The organism is Pseudomonas sp. FW300-N2A2 (assembly GCF_017351735.1).
GTDB classification, from domain to species: domain Bacteria; phylum Pseudomonadota; class Gammaproteobacteria; order Pseudomonadales; family Pseudomonadaceae; genus Aquipseudomonas; species Aquipseudomonas migulae.
Genome location: NZ_JACNDU010000001.1, coordinates 448,137 through 461,923, shown reverse-complemented (window position 1 = coordinate 461,923; position 13,787 = coordinate 448,137). Strand labels below are relative to the sequence as shown.

The window sequence follows — 13,787 nt, the reverse complement described above, 5'->3', positions numbered from 1 at the left end:
ATCGGCAATGAGCAACGATAGCGGAGGCATCCATGAAAACAGCCGCACAGCTGCTGAAACTGAAAGTCGTGCAAAACCAGCACGTGCACAGCATCGCGCCAGACCAGATGGTGCTTGAAGCGCTGAAAATGATGGCCGAGAAGAATGTGGGCGCGCTGCCAGTCATCGAAGCGGGGCAGGTGGTCGGCGTCATCAGCGAGCGCGACTATGCGCGCAAGGTCGTTCTGCAGGGACGCTCCTCGGTCGGCACGCCGGTGCGCGACATCATGAGCGCGCCGGTGGTGACAGCCGACAGTCAACAGAGCATCGAGCGCTGTATGGAAGTCATGACCGACAGCCACCTGCGGCATCTGCCGGTGTTAGATAGCGGCGAGCTGATCGGGTTGTTGTCGATTGGCGACCTGGTCAAAGAGGCGATTGTCGAGCAGGCCGATTTGATCCGGCAATTGGAGTACTACATTCGCGGGCACTAAGCGGGCCGGGGGCATGCTGAAGCCGTATTGGCGCGCGCGGGCGAAGCGGTTGAGCCTGCGTCGCAACATGCAAAGCACCTGACAAATTTTTTTTGAAATCAAGGGGTTGCCAGCCTTCGGAAATCAGTACATAATTCACGCCATCGAAAGCACTGACCGCTGAAAAAGCTCAATGTTTTCAAGGGGTTAGATCTAGATCTTCTCCAAGACTGTACGCGTTTGGTGTTGTGCTACATGACATCAGATGTTTGAGGCCGAGTAGCAAAATGGTTATGCAGTGGATTGCAAATCCACCTACGCCGGTTCGATTCCGACCTCGGCCTCCACTTTAAACAAGCTCCGTAGATCGATGATTTACGGAGCTTTTTTATTTGCGTCGTCCTGCAAGATTTAGTCTTGAAATGGGCGTTTGCAAACTTGCTTCACCGGGACGGGATGTATATATTTCGTCCTCTGCTGTACAGGCGTCAGAACTGACAGATCGTCATTTGTCAGCCATCAGACTGCCTGACCGCGCTACCGCCCGAATGGCGAAACTGGTAGACGCATGGGACTTAAAATCCCCCGCTCGTAAGGGCGTGCCGGTTCGATTCCGGCTTCGGGCACCATGAATATCAAAGGCTTGCGTGAGATACCTCACGCAGGCCTTTTTCATTTTTACCCGGCTATTTCTCGAAGTGTTCTGCGAAGATCACTTTGCCGACTTCATCTTCTTGCGAGGCCCAGGATGGCATGGAAGACACTTAAGTACCTGATGGTATCGGGCATCGTTCTGGCGAGCGTGGCCTACGCGTCAAGGTATGCGTACTTCAATTACTACATGGAGTACCAGGCTAAAAACCTTGTCAGGGATTATCTGAAAGATCCTCAATCCGCGGTGTTCAGGAACATTGACTCCAGGCACCAGGTATTTTGCGGCGAGGTGAACAGTAGAAACAGCTTCGGGGGAATGGTCGGCTTTTCAAGGTTCATCGCACTTCCTCGCGATAGCAGAGTTTTTCTGGAGGAAGAGTTTGAAAGCCGAAACGCTGGGGAATTGTTTGAGCAGTCGTGGAGGCTGACCTGCGAACCGGCTTGAGTGGGACTCTCACCGTACTTTATAAAATCAAGGGTTTGCCAGCGAAAGCTGATGCAAACCCTTGTTTGTTTCCGGTCACCTATTTTCACTTGCCGCTTTTGTCAGCAGGCTGATTCGCCTTGCGTCGATCAGCGCCGGAAGGGTTGCCGGTGTCAACGAGCCTTCTTTCTCGCAATATATTTTGCAATGCCTGACGAGCTGCCGGATCAAGCTGATGTTCTCTTGCTTTGAGCTCCAGCAAGATCGGGCTGGACCAGCGGCAGTATTCTTCTTCCGCCTCACGGATCGTCGTCATTTACTCCTCCTTGATCGGGCGCCTGCCCACATCGTCGGGGCAGAATCGATGCGATAGAAACCCTAGCTGAGGAAAACGCTTATCGCCAAAAATGAAATGGCATACAGCGCTATTGAACTGATCGTCGAATAATCTATTCGGCTGATCTCAACCCCAGACACCCGTAGCCGCCGTGCGGCGAACATAGTCGCTGAAGTCCCGCGCCGGGCGACCCAGTGCACGCTGTACGCCGTCAGCCACCGGTGTATTGCGGCCATCGAGTACGGTGGTGAAGAGGTACAGCACGAGTTCAATCAGCTCTGTTGGTAGTTGGGCCTGTTCCAGCGCCTGGCGATAGGCGTCGGGTGGCACGGCGACGAAACCGACATCGCGTTTGGAGGCGTGGGCAATTTCGGCAGTGGCCTCTGCAAAGGTCAGCGCGCGCGGGCCCGTCAGCTCATAGAGTTGGCCTGAATGCCCTGGTTTGGTCAGCGCCTCAACCGCAATCTCGGCGATGTCTTCCACGTCGACAAAGGGCTCGGCGATGTTGCCGACGGGGAGGGCGAGTTCTCCTTGCAGGATTGGCTCAAGAAAGTGCGCTTCGCTGAAGTTCTGAAAGAACCAGCTGGCCCGCAGGATGGTCCAGTCCACGCCGCTGGTTTGAACGACGCGTTCTGCCTGTTCAGCTTCAACTTCGCCGCGCCCTGACAACAGCACCAGTTTGCGGACGCCGCTTTTAACGGCCTGATCGGTGAATGCCTGCACAGTTTCAACCGCACCGGGGACCGCGAGGTCTGGCTGGAACGAAATGTACACCGCGTGAATTCCCTCAAGCACCGCTTCCCAGGTGGAGCGATCCTCCCAGTCGAACGCCGGATCCGCCCCGCGAGAGCCTAAACGAACAGGCACATCGGCCGCTTTCAGCCGTTGAGTGATCCGTCGCCCGGTTTTGCCTGTTGCGCCGAGAATCAGAATTGTCTCTTGGGTGGTTTTCATCGCGTTCATCTCCATCGGTTTAATGTGAGTGATGCTCATGTTTAAAAAAGATGATAAACGCTCATGTTTTATCGTCAACCGGAAGAACCGGTGAAACCGACGTACGGGCGGTGCTAAGGTGAGGCTATGTCATGTTATTGATCGGGAAGCACGCCAGTGCCGAAGAAAACCACCGAAGCCCACGAGCAAGCCGTTTCAGAACCTGTCCGGCGCAATCCCACGCAGCAGCGCAGCCGCGAACGCCAGGAGCGAATCCTGGCGGCGGGGACGCAATTGATTGCGAGCAAGGGCAGCGATCAAGTGAAAATGAGTGAAATCGCCGAAATGTGCGGGATTTCGATCGGCTCGCTTTATCAGTATTTTCCAGACAAGAGTTCGGTGATTCGCACCTTGGCCGAGCGCTATAACGCCGAAAGCCGTCGTTGTATCGAAGTCGCCATGGCTGCGGTCGAGGACGCGCAAGGGCTGCGCGAGGCCTTTTCAGAGCTGTTGGACGAGTATTACGAGATCTTCCTGGCGACACCGGCGATGCGTGACATCTGGTCAGGCATGCAGGCAGACAAGCAACTCATGGCGCTGGAACTGCAGGAGTGTCGGATTGCCGGCGGGTTATTGGCGGATGCGATGCTGCGGGTAAACCCCAGCAGCGATATACAACAGGTTCAGGCGTCTGCCTTTCTGATCTGGAGTCTGGGCGAGGCGACAATGCGCCTGGCCATCTCATGCGCTCCCGAGGAGGGACGCGCGCTGGTGGAAGCGTTCAAGCGGATGTCTTTGCGAGAAATCATGGGGCCGGCGGCCGGGCCGAGTGAACGTGCTTCAACCGCCGAACCTGTCAGTTAAACGAATGGTTGACCGCTAAAGCCACGGGGCAACCGTTGCAGCCCGGCCATGGCGGTAAGCCGCTCGACCCATGCTGCGCGCCAGTCATTGGCAGTGTGAGTGGCTTTGGCTTTGCGTGCGGCGCGGCGTGCCGCGTTGCGTTGGTCTTTGCGTGCATCCTTGTATGCATCGGTGTTTCGGCAACTTCTGCATTTCACTCGGTTCAGTTCAGTGGTTGAGGTGAGCTTGCTGCCTTTGTGGCCGCAAGCCAGATGCCCGGCAACTTTGAAGTGAGTAACCATCAGACGCCTCCTTCGTGACGTGTGACTGTTTGACCTCCCGCGAGTGATGACGTTCGTTGAATGCAGGCGAGCAAAAAGAAGGCCCGCATGCGGGCGGGCCAAGGGATATTTCAAAAGGAGTAGGGCTACAGTAAGGCGTGAGTTGTGAAGGCTGTGTGAAATGACCGGACAAAAAAAATCCCGGTACAGGGCCGGGTTTGGGATTCAGTAGCAGGTGATCAGGCAAGGACGCACCCGGTGACGATCATCGTCGCCGTTCATGCGTCCTGGCCGTGCGCTCGTGTCCGGAGTCCAGATCGAATCATCTGAACCGCGGCAGCGGCGGCTCGACAGGTTTGAGCGAAGACAGCGTGTTACGAATCAGCGGCGTGTCCTTCTCGATGTCGTTCAGGCGATCACGAATCCTGAGGGCGGTCGGATGCCCGCCTTGATGATCGACCCAGTCGGCGATTTCCTTGCACGCTGCGGCCAAGCGAACCTGGCGCGAGTCGAGCAGGGTGAGCAGGGTGGTGATGGACTCTTTTTCGGACATGGCAAACACCTCCGTTCAAGAAACCTGGCAGTGGCAGCAAAAAGCCCGCAAGGAGCGAGCTTTCTGCCGATGGGGTCGCTGTTCCCTCAGCCATTTTTCAGTATAGACCCGGACTTCAGCCTTGTCGGGCCACCACTTGCGATCGGGCATTGAGTTGATCGCACGCGCGTTGGGCTTTTTCTTCAAGATCGTAGCCGTCGCCGATGTAGCCGTTAGTCCGGGTATCGGTGATGCGATACCAGAAGGTGGCTTCAGGTGGCTGATGTTGGTCATCCCCGGCTCGGCGGCCATAAACGATGATCTTGTTGCAGCGCTTAACAACGTAAATGTCTTCCATGGCTTCACTCGAAGCTAATTTGTGTCACAACAACTATAGAAGCCATTGGTGATCGCGCAAAAAATGAACAGGTCAGTTCGTCGGTTGAGTCGCCTCGATCATCTTCTCCAAATACATCGCCAGCCCGACTTCCTCGGCCTTCAAGCCTTTACGTGTTCTCGGGCGCGGTAACTCGGCCAATGCCCCCATCAGGAAACCCTCAAGCACCGCCGGGTGGATGTAGCACTTGCGACAAACTGCCGGGGTGTTGCCAAGTTGCCTGGCGACGTTCTTGACCATCTCCACCACATGCCGCCTGGCGTCTGATTCCGGTTCCCACTGCAAACCGCGCAACACCGACAACGCCAGCGCGCTACCAGCCCAGGTGCGGTAATCCTTGGCGGTGAAGTCGGTGCCGGTGAGGGTTTGCAGGTAGGCGTTGACGTCGGAGGAACTGACGGTGTGCCGCTCGCCGCTTTCATCCAGATACTGAAACAGGTTCTGCCCTGGAATCTCCTGGCAGCGTTTGATGATTCGTGCCAGGCGCCGGTCTTTCACGGTGATCTGGTGCTCGACGCCGCTCTTGCCCCGGAACTGGAACCGGATCGCACTGCCGTTGATCTCGACGTGCCGGTTGCGCAGCGTGGTCAGCCCATACGAGCGGTTGTCCCGGGCGTACTGCGTGTTGCCGACCCGAATCAATGTCGCGTCGAGCAAGGTAATGACCGTGGCCATGACCTTGTCGCGGCTGAAGCCCGGGGCGGCCAACAGCGTTTCAAGCTGTTTGCGCAGTTTCGGCAGGGCGAGCCCGAAATCCCGCAGGCGCGAATATTTGTCGGCATCGCGCACTTCGCGCCAGCGCGGGTGATAACGGTATTGCTTGCGCCCCCGCGCATCACGGCCAGTGGCTTGCAGATGCCCACTCGGGTCGGCGCAAATCCAAACGTCGGTGTAGGCCGGGGGGACGGCGAGGGCATTGATACGTTTGATTTGCTTCGGGTCGGTGATGCGTTTTCCGTCCGGGTCGAAGTAGCTGAACCTGCCGCGCAGTTTCTTGCGGGCGATGCCGGGCTGGGTGTCATCGACATAATGCAGGTCAGGTGGCAGCACATCAGTCAGCGCGGAATCGGGCATGGTGGTAGTCCTTGGCGACGAATCAGGGGCCGTTACAGCCATTGACCGCGTGCCAGTGCAGTCGTGCCAGCGGGTTTACGCCAGCACCGCCACCGCTTTGATTTGCGCCCAGAGCTGTTGGCCGGGATGCACCTGCAACTGATCCCGGGAGTAGCGGGTGATTCGCGCCAGCAGTGGTGTGCCGGCCGCGTCCAGGCGGATCAGCACGTGGGCGGCGTTGTCTGCGCCCATTTCACTGATCACGGTCACCGGCAGACGGTTCAGGATGCTGCTTTGCTCGGCGCTGTGCAGGCTCAGGCTGACATCGCGCGCCTGGACCTTGCAACGCAGCGCCTGGCCGGGGTCCATCGGCGTGTGCGTCACGCGGATGTTCAGAGCGGTGCCTGGCAGTTGCAAGGTCAGCAACTGATAATCGGCGTCATAGGCACTGACATGACCCTCGATCACCACGCCGGCGTCATCGCCCAACGCCAAAGGCAAATCGAGCCGGGCCAGCGTTTCACCGATAGGGCCGCTGGCCAGGGCTTTGCCGTTGCTGAGCAGGACGATGTGGTCGGCCAGCCGCGCCACTTCATCCTGGGAATGGCTGACGTACAGCACCGGGATGTCCAGTTCATCGTGCAGCCTTTGCAGGTAGGGCAGGATCTCGCTTTTGCGTTGCGAATCCAGCGCCGCCAGCGGCTCGTCCATCAGCAACAGTTTCGGGCTGGTGAGCAGCGCGCGGGCAATGCCGACACGCTGTCGCTCGCCACCCGACAAGTGCTGCGGATGGCGGTCCAGCAGATGACCGATGCCCAACAGTTCTGTCGCGTGCGCCATGTCGACCCGGCGCTGGTGTCTGGGGATTCGCTTGAGGCCGAACTGCAAGTTCGCCAACACCGACAGGTGCGTAAACAGACTGGCTTCCTGGAAAACATAGCCGATCGCGCGTTTGTGCGGCGCTACGAAAATCTTCCTGTCGCTGTCCTGCCAGACTTCATCGTTGACCTGGATAAAGCCTTGTTCGGCCCGTTCCAGGCCTGCGATGCAGCGCAAACAGGTGGTCTTGCCCGAGCCGGAATGGCCGTAAAGCGCGGTGACGCCACGGCCGGGCAGTTGCAAGTCCACATTCAGGGCGAACCCCGAATACCTCAGTTTCAGACGTGTTTGAATCATCGATCAGCTCCAGCCCGCTTTGGTTTTACGGCTGGAGTACAGCGCCAGCAACACGGCAAACGAGAACACCAGCATCGCCCCGGCCAGCCAGTGGGCCTGGGCGTATTCCATGGCTTCGACGTGATCGTAGATCTGCACCGAGACCACGCGGGTCTTGTCGGGGATGTTGCCGCCGATCATCAGCACCACGCCAAATTCACCGACGGTGTGGGCGAAACCGAGAATCGCGGCGGTGATGAACCCCGGTCGGGCCAGAGGCAGGATCACGCTGAAAAAAGTGTCCCAGGGATTGGCGCGCAAGGTCGCAGCCACTTCCAGTGGGCGGGTGCCAATGGCAGAAAAAGCGTTTTGCAACGGCTGGACCACGAACGGCATCGAATAGAGCACCGAGCCGATTACCAATCCGGCAAAACTGAACGTCAGGGTGCCAAGCCCCAGCGATTGAGTGAAGTGGCCGATAAAGCCGTTAGGGCCAAGCGCCAGCAACAGATAAAAACCGATCACCGTGGGCGGCAGCACCAGGGGCAGGGCGACAATCGCCCCGACCGGGCCGCGCAGCCAGGATTGGGTGCGCGACAGCCATAACGCAATCGGAGTGCCGATCACCAGCAGGATAACCGTCGTCAGGGACGCCAGTTTCAGGGTCAGCCAGATGGCGGAAAAATCGGCACTCGACAGGGTCATTTAGAGTTGGTAACCGTAGGATTTGATGACAGCAGCGGCTTTCGGACCTTTGAGGTAGTCAACCAGCGCCTTGGCAGCCGGGTTGTCCTTGCCTTTGTTGAGGATCACCGCGTCTTGTTTGATCGGGTCGTGCAGGCTGGCTGGAACGATCCACGCCGAACCGCTGGTGACTTTGCCGTCTTTGTAGATCTGCGACAAGGCGACAAAGCCCAGTTCTGCGTTACCGGTTGAGACAAACTGATAAGCCTGGGTGATGTTCTGGCCTTCAACGATCTTGTCTTTGACCTTGTCGGTCAGGCCCTGCTTGGCCAAAACCTGGGTGGCAGCCAGGCCATAAGGGGCGGCTTTCGGGTTGGCGATGGAGAGATGCTGATATTCGTTCTTTTTCAGCACATCCCCTTTGGCATCGACGTAACCTTCTTTAGCCGACCACAACGCCAGGGTGCCAACGGCGTAGGTGAAGCGCGAGCCCTTGACGATGTCGCCTTCGGCTTCGAGTTTTTGCGGGGTGGTGTCGTCCGCCGAGAGGAACACTTCAAACGGCGCGCCATTCTTGATCTGCGTATAGAACTGGCCGGTTGCACCAAAGGAGGTGACCAGTTTGTGCCCGGTGTCTTTCTCGAAATCAGCAGCGATAGCCTGGATCGGCGCGGTGAAGTTGGCCGCGACGGCGACCTGGACTTCGTCCGCCTGGGCCGCGCCAATGGCGAACACAGCAAGCAGGCTCGCCAGGCAAGTAGGGGCAAAACGTGAGGCACGAATGGTCATGAAACGGCTCCGTTGTAGGCAGGGACAGCGAGGGGTTAAAACGCTATATAGCGGAATATATAGCGAATTGCCTGCAAACGGAATGTGTTGATCTCGATTGCATTGCGGCGAAACGCCTCGCCTCAGGTCTTGTGCCTAGCGGTGCAACAGTTTCGCCAAGCCGTCTTGGGCCAGACGCTGCGTCAATTCTGCTGTCGTCATCTCAACCCCCAACCTGAATGCCTGCCCGGCCCAGAGGTTGCTGAAATCCGCTTCGCCCTTTGCCCGCAATGGCATCAACGCCCCACCCGCCAACGGGAAGGCCGGTGCTTTATCGCAGATCGGTCCGAGTTCGCGCATCACGCGATTGAGAATCCCGCGTGCCGGGCGGCCGGTGAAAATGTTGGTGACGGCGGTCTCGCTTTCTTTGGCCGTGCGCAACGCTTTGTGATGAGAGGTGCTGACCTTGGCTTCCGGCGTAAACAAATACGCCGTGCCCACCTGCACCGCGGACGCGCCCAACAGAAACGCCGCCGCCACGCCCCGTGCGTCGGCAATGCCGCCAGCGGCAATTACCGGCACTTTCACCGCGTCGACAATTTGCGGCAGCAGCGCGAAGAGGCCCACCTGGCTGCTCAAATCGTCGCTGAGAAACATGCCCCGATGGCCACCGGCTTCGTAACCCATGGCGATGATCGCGTCGCAGCCATGCTGCTCAAGCCAGACGGCTTCTGAGACAGTCGTCGCCGAAGACAGCACTTTCGCCCCGGTCGCCTTGACGCGATCCAACAGGGATTTTTCCGGCAGACCGAAGTGAAAGCTCACCACTTCGGGGCGGCATTCTTCGATCACTTCACAGGTTGCGTTATCGAACGGCGCGCGATTGGACACGGGTGTCGGTGCGTCGAAATCCACGCCGAGTTCGCGGTAGTAGGGTTGCAGCAGATTCTTCCAGTCCCGGGCACGTTGCTCGTCGGCAGGGGGCGGCTGATGGCAGAAGAAGTTGACGTTGATCGGGCGTTGAGTGTGTTGGCGAATGGTTTTCAGTTCTTCGCGCAACTGCTCGGTGGTCAGCATGGCTGCGGGCATCGAGCCCAGGCCGCCGGCATTGCTCGCGGCGATGACCATGGCTGAACCGGTTGCGCCAGCCATCGGAGCCTGGATGATCGGCAGTTCGATCCCCAGCAAATCGATAATTCGGGTATCTGGCCATTGGCTCATTTCAAGGTTCTCCGGGTCATAACGGGGCAGGGCTGCAGGACGGGACTTGTATCAGCAAAGACAGGCGCAAGACCCATCGGGTTTCAGGATGGGGCATTCCTGGATTGGCTTAAAGTCGGGTACGGCAAAAGGTTGCAGTGTGATATTCCAGTAGCACGACAACTGAATGATCTGACAGGAGACGACAATGTTCCAAGGCATTTTGATCGACAAAGACGACAGCGGTTACCGGGCCACACTGCAAGAGATCAATGACGATCAACTGCCCGAGGGCGATGTGACAGTGCGTGTGGCGTACAGCACGCTGAACTTCAAGGACGGTCTGGCGATCACCGGCAGCAGCCCGGTGGTGCGAAAATTCCCGATGGTGCCGGGCATTGATCTGGCGGGGACTGTCGAAGTCAGTGGGCATCCGGACTACAAGGTCGGTGATCAAGTCGTACTCAATGGCTGGGGAGTCGGTGAAGGGCATTGGGGCGGATTGGCGCAGAAGGCGCGCCTGAATGGCGACTGGCTGATTCCGCTGCCTCGGGAATTCACCGCTGCCCAGGCAATGGCGATCGGCACGGCCGGTTACACGGCGATGCTGAGCATCCTGGCTTTGGAACATAACGGTGTGACGCCTGAGCAGGGTGACGTTTTGGTCACGGGCGCCAACGGTGGTGTAGGCAGTTTCGCCATCGCGCTGTTGAACAAGCTCGGCTACCGGGTGGTCGCGTCCACTGGCCGCACCTCCGAACACGACTACCTCAAGCAATTAGGTGCCAGCGAAATCATCGACCGCGCGACATTGTCCGAGCCGGGAAAACCGCTGGCCAAAGAGCGTTGGGCGGCCGTGATCGACTCGGTCGGCAGTCACACCTTGGCCAACGCCTGTGCCAGCACGAAAGCCAACGGCACTGTCGCCGCGTGTGGTTTGGCGCAAGGCATGGACTTTCCGGCCTCTGTCGCCCCGTTCATTTTGCGCGGCGTGACCCTGGCCGGAATCAACAGCGTGACCCAACCCAAAGCCAAGCGGGTATTGGCCTGGAACCGTCTGGCCAAGGATCTGGACTTTGCCTTGCTGCCGCTGATCAGCCACGAAATCGGTTTGAGTGAGGCGATCGATGCGGCACCGCGATTGCTCGCCGGTCAGCTGCGTGGCCGTGTGGTGGTGGATGTGAATCGCTGAAAGCAAAAATCGCAGCCTGCGACTGCCGCAGGCTGCGATCTTTTGATTTATTGGCTTTCGCGCTCCAACAACTGCCGCTTGCGCTCCACTCCCCAACGATACCCCGACAAGTTGCCGTCACTGCGCACCACGCGGTGGCACGGGATCGCCACCGCCAGGCTGTTCGCGCCGCAGGCCTGGGCCACGGCGCGTACCGCTTTCGGTGAGCCGATGCGCTGCGCGACATCGGCGTAACTGGCGGTGCTTCCGACAGGAATTTCCCGCAGGGCTTGCCAGACGCGCTCCTGAAACGCCGTGCCGCGCACATCCAGAGGCAAGTCCAGGCCGATGGCCGGCGCTTCGATAAACCCGACGACCTGGGCGATCAACTGCTCGAACCCGTGGTCGGCGCCGATCAGGTTGGCCCGCCGAAACTTGTCCTGCAGGTCGCACACCAATTGGTGCGGATCATCACCCAGCAGAATCGCGCACACACCGCGTTCGCTTTGCGCCACCAGAATCGCCCCTAAAGAACACTGGCCGACGGCAAACCGAATGTCGTTGTTCTGGCCTTCGGCGCGGTAGTCGCCAGGTTTCATCCCCAACAATTGATCCGCCGCCTCATAAAATCGGCTATTGGAATTGAAACCGGCGTCATACAAGGCATTGGTCACCGAGCCTCCATCGATCAAGCGTTGGCGAACCTTGCGTGAACGGTGGGCCGTGGCGTAGCCCTTGGGCGTCAATCCGGTCACGGCTTTAAACACTCGGTGAAAGTGGAAGCTGCTCAGGCCCGCCACGTCGGCCAGTTCACTCAGTGCCGGCAGATGCTCTGCGGTCTCGATTTGACGGCACGCGGCGGCCACCGTTGCGGCATGTTGCGCGGCGACGTCACTTTGATCCTTCGCCGCGCGTTTGCTCGGGCGGTAACCGGCCGCCTGGGCTTGCTCGGCGGTGTCGAAGAATTCGACGTTCTGCGGCTTGGGCAAGCGCGCCAGACTGCTGGGGCTGCAATAGATGCCGGTGGTTTTCACTGCATACACAAATTGCCCGTCTGCGCGGGGATCGCGTGCGACGACGGCGGCCCAGCGCGGATCGTTTTCGGTGGCGATTCTTGTCGATTGGCGTGTCATGGCTTCTTGTCCGTTGACCTGTTTGATTCAGATTATCCAGCCGGCGCAGTCGTCGCACTCCGGGGCTTGCGGTCAAATTCGGGGATTCATTTTGCGGTACGAAACGTGAAGTTGATCCGTTGCTCGCCCATTCGCGGGTGCTGACCGTCCTTGATCGGCAAGACACCGTGATAACGCAAGCGATCAACGCCGCCCCAGACCACGATATCGCCGTGCAACAGTGGCACTCGCTGGCTTTTATCGCTGCGTTCAAACCCGCCGAACAGGAACATCGCCGGCAAGCCCAGGGAGACTGAAACGATCGGCGCTGCGTAGGACGCTTCATCCTTGTCTTGATGCAATGACATTTTGGCGCCGGGGACATAACGGTTGATCAGGCAGGAATCGGGTACGAAATCAGCAAAACCGGCTTCGCGTGCTGCCGCTTGTGCGAGCGCCAAAAACACCGCGGGTATGGCCGGCCAGGGCGCGTCGGTTTGCGGATCATTGCGGGTGTAGCGATAACCGCTGCGGTCGGTGGTCCAGCCCCAGGTGCCGCAACTGCTCATGGCTGCCGACATGATGAAGCCGCCGGGCGTGACCATCTGCCGAAACGGCGCGGCGGCCAGAACCGCTTCCAGTGCAGGCAGCAAACGATCCAGCCAGGGCAGGGCAAAGCCTCTCAGTACGCAAGACTGTTCGCCGATCTGCTCGCGCCGAGGTAGCTGCTCGGGCTCGGCGTCGGCAAACAGGTCGAATGTGCTCGGGGTCATGGGGTCATGTCGCATCGTGAAAGATGATTCCAAGGGTATGCCGTTTTCCGCTGTGCAGGCGACTGACCCCGTGGCGCAACGTGACCCGGTAGAAACCGCGAACGCCTTTGACCGGCCGTTGGTTGACGGCAAAGATCAGCCCGTCACCTTTCTTCAGGCCAATCACCTGGGGGCGAGACTGCATCCGTGGCCGTTGCTCGGTCAGTACAAACTCGCCGCCGGTGAAATCTTCGCCTGGCTCTGACAGAAGAATCGCCACTTGCAGTGGAAAAACGTGTTCACCGTACAGATCCTGATGAAGGCAGTTGTAGTCCTGTGGCCCATATTGCAGCAACAACGGCGTTGGGCGCTCCTGACCGGCGGCATGACAGCGCTCAAGGAACGCCTCGTGCTTCGGGGGGAAACGGATCGGCAAGTCCATCTGCTCGTACCAGCGATTGGCAATCGGTACCAGTCGCGGGTAGAGCGCATTGCGCATTCGGCAGACGAGATCCGGTAGCGGATAGCGGAAATATTTGTACTCGCCGCGACCAAAGCCGTGGCGGGCCATCATGACCTGTGAGCGGAAAGGCTCTGGTTTCGCATAGAGCGCGCTGATGTCGTCACACTCTTCGGCACTCAGCAATGACCGGATGATGGCGCAGCCATCCTGATCGAGTTGCTGGTACAGGCTGTTCCAATCGAGTGCATCGAGCGTACGCTCGTTAAACATGTGCTGACTCCTTAACCCAGGGTTGAGGTGGCCAGTCTAGGGAACGCTGCCGTCGTGAACACTCCGGCGCTTGCGGTCGAATTCAACGGACGGAGCAGACATCCCGGTTGTCGCTCCGAATCCCGTTACAGCGCTTTGCTGACGCTGATCTCGCTGATGACGTCTTCGCCCTGGCCATGAATGGCGTCCAGCGCGGCTTTGGCTTCTGCTTCGGTGCCGTTTTCAAGCTGGGCAAATTCGAAGCGGCGTTCGCCGTTGAGTTTGTATTTGATGACGTACTTGGTTGTTTGGGTCACGGTCATATCT

At 58.8% G+C, this 13,787-nt stretch carries 18 protein-coding genes and 2 tRNA genes; 6 read left to right on the top strand and 14 right to left on the bottom strand.

The genetic code is table 11. The features are described from left to right. Positions 1-32 precede the first annotated feature (32 nt). The 4 genes from J4E42_RS01920 (at position 33) to J4E42_RS01905 (ending at position 1,551) form a co-directional block, all read left to right on the top strand. Entirely contained in the window at positions 33-473 is a 441-nt protein-coding gene (locus tag J4E42_RS01920) for a CBS domain-containing protein (RefSeq protein ID WP_008029579.1), read from the top strand. Positions 474-725: 252 nt separating this feature from the next. Next, positions 726-799: transfer RNA gene (locus tag J4E42_RS01915), tRNA-Cys, on the top strand. A 195-nt stretch (positions 800-994) separates the two neighbouring features. Continuing rightward, positions 995-1,081 (top strand) — tRNA-Leu (locus tag J4E42_RS01910). Between the two features lie 119 nt (positions 1,082-1,200). After that, a complete protein-coding gene (locus J4E42_RS01905; RefSeq protein WP_207284426.1) occupies positions 1,201-1,551 on the top strand; it encodes a hypothetical protein in 351 nt (116 codons plus the stop codon). A gap of 85 nt (positions 1,552-1,636) precedes the next feature. Here J4E42_RS01905 and J4E42_RS01900 read toward each other — a convergent pair whose 3' ends face one another. Continuing rightward, entirely contained in the window at positions 1,637-1,846 is a 210-nt protein-coding gene (locus J4E42_RS01900) for a hypothetical protein (RefSeq protein ID WP_008031035.1), read from the bottom strand. Positions 1,847-1,993: 147 nt separating this feature from the next. After that, positions 1,994-2,821, bottom strand: coding sequence for an NAD(P)H-binding protein (locus J4E42_RS01895; RefSeq protein WP_207284425.1), 828 nt, complete (start codon positions 2,819-2,821; stop codon positions 1,994-1,996). A gap of 156 nt (positions 2,822-2,977) precedes the next feature. Here J4E42_RS01895 and J4E42_RS01890 point away from each other — a divergent pair, with 156 nt between their 5' ends. Beyond that, a complete protein-coding gene (locus tag J4E42_RS01890) occupies positions 2,978-3,664 on the top strand; it encodes a TetR/AcrR family transcriptional regulator (protein WP_207284424.1) in 687 nt (228 codons plus the stop codon). Here J4E42_RS01890 and J4E42_RS01885 read toward each other — a convergent pair. The 8 genes from J4E42_RS01885 to J4E42_RS01850 all read right to left on the bottom strand — a co-directional run bounded on the left by J4E42_RS01885 (position 3,661) and on the right by J4E42_RS01850 (position 9,734). Beyond that, positions 3,661-3,945: a hypothetical protein gene (locus J4E42_RS01885; RefSeq protein ID WP_008036910.1), complete on the bottom strand. Its 285-nt coding sequence runs from the start codon at positions 3,943-3,945 to the stop codon at positions 3,661-3,663. The two genes, J4E42_RS01890 and J4E42_RS01885, sit on opposite strands and share 4 nt — an antisense overlap. A gap of 301 nt (positions 3,946-4,246) precedes the next feature. Beyond that, positions 4,247-4,477 (bottom strand): hypothetical protein, encoded by a 231-nt coding sequence (locus J4E42_RS01880; RefSeq protein WP_008031039.1) that lies wholly within the window; start codon positions 4,475-4,477, stop codon positions 4,247-4,249. Positions 4,478-4,592: 115 nt separating this feature from the next. Further along, positions 4,593-4,814 carry a hypothetical protein gene (locus tag J4E42_RS01875; protein ID WP_008036909.1) on the bottom strand — a complete coding sequence of 74 codons (222 nt, stop codon included), beginning with the start codon at positions 4,812-4,814 and terminating at the stop codon, positions 4,593-4,595. Positions 4,815-4,886: 72 nt separating this feature from the next. Beyond that, positions 4,887-5,927, bottom strand: a complete 1,041-nt coding sequence (locus J4E42_RS01870; protein WP_207284423.1) for a DNA topoisomerase IB — start codon at positions 5,925-5,927, stop codon at positions 4,887-4,889. A 75-nt stretch (positions 5,928-6,002) separates the two neighbouring features. Beyond that, positions 6,003-7,082, bottom strand: a complete 1,080-nt coding sequence (gene modC, locus J4E42_RS01865) for a molybdenum ABC transporter ATP-binding protein (protein WP_207284422.1) — start codon at positions 7,080-7,082, stop codon at positions 6,003-6,005. A 3-nt stretch (positions 7,083-7,085) separates the two neighbouring features. Then, positions 7,086-7,766, bottom strand: coding sequence for a molybdate ABC transporter permease subunit (modB, locus tag J4E42_RS01860; protein WP_192227047.1), 681 nt, complete (start codon positions 7,764-7,766; stop codon positions 7,086-7,088). Continuing rightward, a complete protein-coding gene (gene modA, locus J4E42_RS01855; protein ID WP_008031048.1) occupies positions 7,767-8,534 on the bottom strand; it encodes a molybdate ABC transporter substrate-binding protein in 768 nt (255 codons plus the stop codon). It lies immediately after the preceding gene. A gap of 135 nt (positions 8,535-8,669) precedes the next feature. Further along, the gene (locus tag J4E42_RS01850) at positions 8,670-9,734 is read right to left on the bottom strand and encodes a nitronate monooxygenase family protein (protein WP_207284421.1); all 1,065 of its coding nucleotides are present in this window, start codon (positions 9,732-9,734) and stop codon (positions 8,670-8,672) included. 187 nt (positions 9,735-9,921) lie between these two features. On the opposite strand from J4E42_RS01850, the gene J4E42_RS01845 reads away from it, so the two are divergent. After that, positions 9,922-10,905: an MDR family oxidoreductase gene (locus J4E42_RS01845; protein ID WP_192227049.1), complete on the top strand. Its 984-nt coding sequence runs from the start codon at positions 9,922-9,924 to the stop codon at positions 10,903-10,905. Between the two features lie 47 nt (positions 10,906-10,952). Here the strand turns inward: J4E42_RS01845 and ada are convergent, their stop codons facing one another. From ada to J4E42_RS01825, 4 genes are all read right to left on the bottom strand, one after another. Further along, on the bottom strand, positions 10,953-12,017 hold the full coding sequence (gene ada / locus J4E42_RS01840; RefSeq protein WP_207284420.1) for a bifunctional DNA-binding transcriptional regulator/O6-methylguanine-DNA methyltransferase Ada: 1,065 nt from the start codon (positions 12,015-12,017) through the stop codon (positions 10,953-10,955). An 86-nt stretch (positions 12,018-12,103) separates the two neighbouring features. Beyond that, complete coding sequence (gene alkB, locus J4E42_RS01835) at positions 12,104-12,784, bottom strand: DNA oxidative demethylase AlkB (protein WP_207284419.1); 681 nt, start codon at positions 12,782-12,784, stop codon at positions 12,104-12,106. Beyond that, positions 12,774-13,481: a 2OG-Fe(II) oxygenase gene (locus tag J4E42_RS01830; RefSeq protein ID WP_207284418.1), complete on the bottom strand. Its 708-nt coding sequence runs from the start codon at positions 13,479-13,481 to the stop codon at positions 12,774-12,776. Before J4E42_RS01830 ends, alkB begins: the two co-directional genes overlap by 11 nt. A 125-nt stretch (positions 13,482-13,606) precedes the next feature. Beyond that, positions 13,607-13,777 carry a hypothetical protein gene (locus tag J4E42_RS01825; protein WP_162130704.1) on the bottom strand — a complete coding sequence of 57 codons (171 nt, stop codon included), beginning with the start codon at positions 13,775-13,777 and terminating at the stop codon, positions 13,607-13,609. Positions 13,778-13,787 lie beyond the last annotated feature (10 nt).

Bases quoted from the DNA above. Each gene is read 5' to 3' on its own strand.
- J4E42_RS01850 (WP_207284421.1), bottom strand. From the start codon at position 9,734: ATGAGCCAATGGCCAGATACCCGAATTATCGATTTGCTGGGGATCGAA.
- modB (WP_192227047.1), bottom strand. From the start codon at position 7,766: ATGACCCTGTCGAGTGCCGATTTTTCCGCCATCTGGCTGACCCTGAAA.
- J4E42_RS01905 (WP_207284426.1), top strand. From the start codon at position 1,201: ATGGCATGGAAGACACTTAAGTACCTGATGGTATCGGGCATCGTTCTG.
- ada (WP_207284420.1), bottom strand. From the start codon at position 12,017: ATGACACGCCAATCGACAAGAATCGCCACCGAAAACGATCCGCGCTGG.
- J4E42_RS01880 (WP_008031039.1), bottom strand. From the start codon at position 4,477: ATGTCCGAAAAAGAGTCCATCACCACCCTGCTCACCCTGCTCGACTCG.
- J4E42_RS01885 (WP_008036910.1), bottom strand. From the start codon at position 3,945: ATGGTTACTCACTTCAAAGTTGCCGGGCATCTGGCTTGCGGCCACAAA.
- J4E42_RS01900 (WP_008031035.1), bottom strand. From the start codon at position 1,846: ATGACGACGATCCGTGAGGCGGAAGAAGAATACTGCCGCTGGTCCAGC.
- J4E42_RS01875 (WP_008036909.1), bottom strand. From the start codon at position 4,814: ATGGAAGACATTTACGTTGTTAAGCGCTGCAACAAGATCATCGTTTAT.
- J4E42_RS01870 (WP_207284423.1), bottom strand. From the start codon at position 5,927: ATGCCCGATTCCGCGCTGACTGATGTGCTGCCACCTGACCTGCATTAT.
- J4E42_RS01830 (WP_207284418.1), bottom strand. From the start codon at position 13,481: ATGTTTAACGAGCGTACGCTCGATGCACTCGATTGGAACAGCCTGTAC.
- modA (WP_008031048.1), bottom strand. From the start codon at position 8,534: ATGACCATTCGTGCCTCACGTTTTGCCCCTACTTGCCTGGCGAGCCTG.
- J4E42_RS01845 (WP_192227049.1), top strand. From the start codon at position 9,922: ATGTTCCAAGGCATTTTGATCGACAAAGACGACAGCGGTTACCGGGCC.
- J4E42_RS01920 (WP_008029579.1), top strand. From the start codon at position 33: ATGAAAACAGCCGCACAGCTGCTGAAACTGAAAGTCGTGCAAAACCAG.
- J4E42_RS01895 (WP_207284425.1), bottom strand. From the start codon at position 2,821: ATGAAAACCACCCAAGAGACAATTCTGATTCTCGGCGCAACAGGCAAA.
- alkB (WP_207284419.1), bottom strand. From the start codon at position 12,784: ATGCGACATGACCCCATGACCCCGAGCACATTCGACCTGTTTGCCGAC.
- modC (WP_207284422.1), bottom strand. From the start codon at position 7,082: ATGATTCAAACACGTCTGAAACTGAGGTATTCGGGGTTCGCCCTGAAT.